The following is a 2,111-nucleotide window of genomic DNA, read 5'->3' as shown; positions in this document are numbered from 1 at the left end:
TGATCTCGAACCGCGCGACGGAGTTGCTGGGTGGCGCGCGTGGCAGCAAGCTGGTGCATCCCAACGACCATGTGAATCTTGGCCAATCGAGCAACGATGTGATTCCCACGGCCATTCACATCGCTGCGTCGGAAATGCTGCAGCAACAGCTGCTGCCGGCGCTGACCCGATTGAATAAGGCGTTGAAGCGCAAGGCGAAGGAGTTTGACCAGATTGTAAAAATTGGGCGTACGCACCTACAAGATGCTACGCCGGTCCGCCTTGGGCAGGAATTCGGCGGCTATGCCCGTCAGATCGAGCTCGGTATTCAGCGGGTCAAACAAGCTCAGGTAGCCTTGAGCGAGGTGGCATTGGGCGGGACCGCGGTCGGCACGGGGCTGAATTGCCATCCGCAATTTTCCAAGAAAGTCATGGCCATCATTTCCAAAGAAACCGGCTGCTTATTTAAGGAAGCCAAGAATCATTTCGAGGCTCAATCGGCACAGGATTCCCTTGTCGAGGCGAGCGGGTGTCTGCGTACCCTGGCCGTGAGTCTCATGAAGATTGCCAATGATATTCGATGGCTCGGATCCGGGCCGCGGTGCGGACTCGGCGAAATCAATTTACCCGAGACGCAGCCTGGTTCTTCGATCATGCCGGGGAAGGTCAATCCGGTGATCGCCGAGTCCGTCACGATGGTCTGTGCGCAAGTGATCGGGAACGATGTGACGGTGACCGTCGGTGGGCAGGCGGCGAATTTTGAACTGATCGTCATGATGCCGGTGATGGCCTACAATCTTCTTCAGTCCATTGAGCTTTTGGCCACAGCTTCCCACAACTTCTCGGTCAAGTGTATTGAAGGGATCAAGGCGAACGAAGAGCGATGCAAGAGTCTCATCGAAGAAAGCTTGGCGATGTGTACGGCCTTGGCGCCGGAGATCGGCTACGAAGCCGCGGCAAAACTGGCGAAGGACGCCTACAAGTCAGGCAAGACCGTCAGGCAGGTGGCGAAAGACCAAAAGGTCTTGCCGGATAAACGGCTCGCGCAACTCCTCGATCCCTGGCGTATGACCGAACCGGGTGGACCGGTGGGGAGCGCGGGAGGGTAGCTGAACCGCACGCAGATATTGTCTTACAGCCGCTGGTCGGTATACTGAAGCATCATGAGGTCAGTCGACGACAGGCACTCCTTCAGGCTCGCTCTCGTGGCCTTGCTGGTTGCAGGCACGCTCGGCGGGTGTGCTGCGACCGGGCGTCAGCCGCTACATGATGAGAGGAGTGTGATTCTTACGATGGGCACACGCGGAGCTCATTGTTGTGCCATGGAGAAAGGCGTTCCACGGCAGACGGCGCTGGCGAAGACCGCGGTGAGATTCGTCGGACAGTCCCGTATTCAGGTGGGTGGACGGAACTATACTCCGGATTGCTCAGGATTTGTTCGAGGCGTCTATGCCTCGCAGCTGGTGGACTTGTACGATGGGCTGGGCGAGCTTGATGGCGGCAACGGCGTCGGGCGCATCTTTACCCATGTGGTAGAACATGGGCGGATTCACTATGGCCCCACCGTCCATCCTGGAGATCTGGTCTTTTTCCACAACACGTGGGATTTTAACCGAGATGGATTGCCTAACGATCCGCTCACGCATGTCGGTGTCGTCGAGAAGGTGGACCTCGATGGGACCGTGGTGTTCGTCAGTTCGGTTTCAGCAGGGATTGAACGGTATCGCATGAACCTCAAGCATCCGGACACGCACAAAGCCCCGGATGGGCGAGTCGTGAACGATTTCCTCCGACGCAAGCACGTTGGCGATGCCCGTGGGACCTATTACCTTGCGGGGCGACTATTTGCCGCGTTTGGAACTCTTACTCAGTAACTCATGTATCGATTTCCTATCAGGCTCTCCTGAATTCAAACAGTCCTGTTGATCAAGATGAGGTTCTCTTCTTCTACCAGGCTACGCGAAAACGTGGTCAATGCCAACCATATGGCTGATCTATTCTGTACGGTGCGAACATTCAGAACAACCCCAGGATGCTCAAAAAGGCTGTCCAGCAAGGCCGCAGCGAGCGAAGAGGCGAGGCGTACGCTGCGGTACGTTGAGCCTCTGAGCCCGCTTCGCCGACTTTGCGAG

2 protein-coding genes are annotated in these 2,111 nt (G+C 56.9%); both read left to right on the top strand.

Annotated elements, in window-relative coordinates; translation table 11 throughout:
• Positions 1–1,088 (top strand): class II fumarate hydratase (locus HZB34_03050; protein MBI5314928.1); only part of this gene is annotated, 1,088 nt, incomplete at its 5' end.
• Positions 1,089–1,142: 54 nt separating this feature from the next.
• Positions 1,143–1,853, top strand: coding sequence for a hypothetical protein (locus tag HZB34_03045; GenBank protein MBI5314927.1), 711 nt, complete (start codon positions 1,143–1,145; stop codon positions 1,851–1,853).
• The last annotated feature ends 258 nt before the right edge of the window (positions 1,854–2,111 follow it).

It is taken from the genome of Nitrospirota bacterium (assembly GCA_016219645.1).
In the GTDB taxonomy this organism is placed as follows: Bacteria; Nitrospirota; Nitrospiria; order Nitrospirales; family Nitrospiraceae; genus Palsa-1315.
This window is presented reverse-complemented; position numbering and strand designations above follow the sequence as displayed.

Coding starts and splice junctions, on each gene's coding strand:
- HZB34_03045 (MBI5314927.1), top strand. CDS start 1,143: ATGAGGTCAGTCGACGACAGGCACTCCTTCAGGCTCGCTCTCGTGGCC.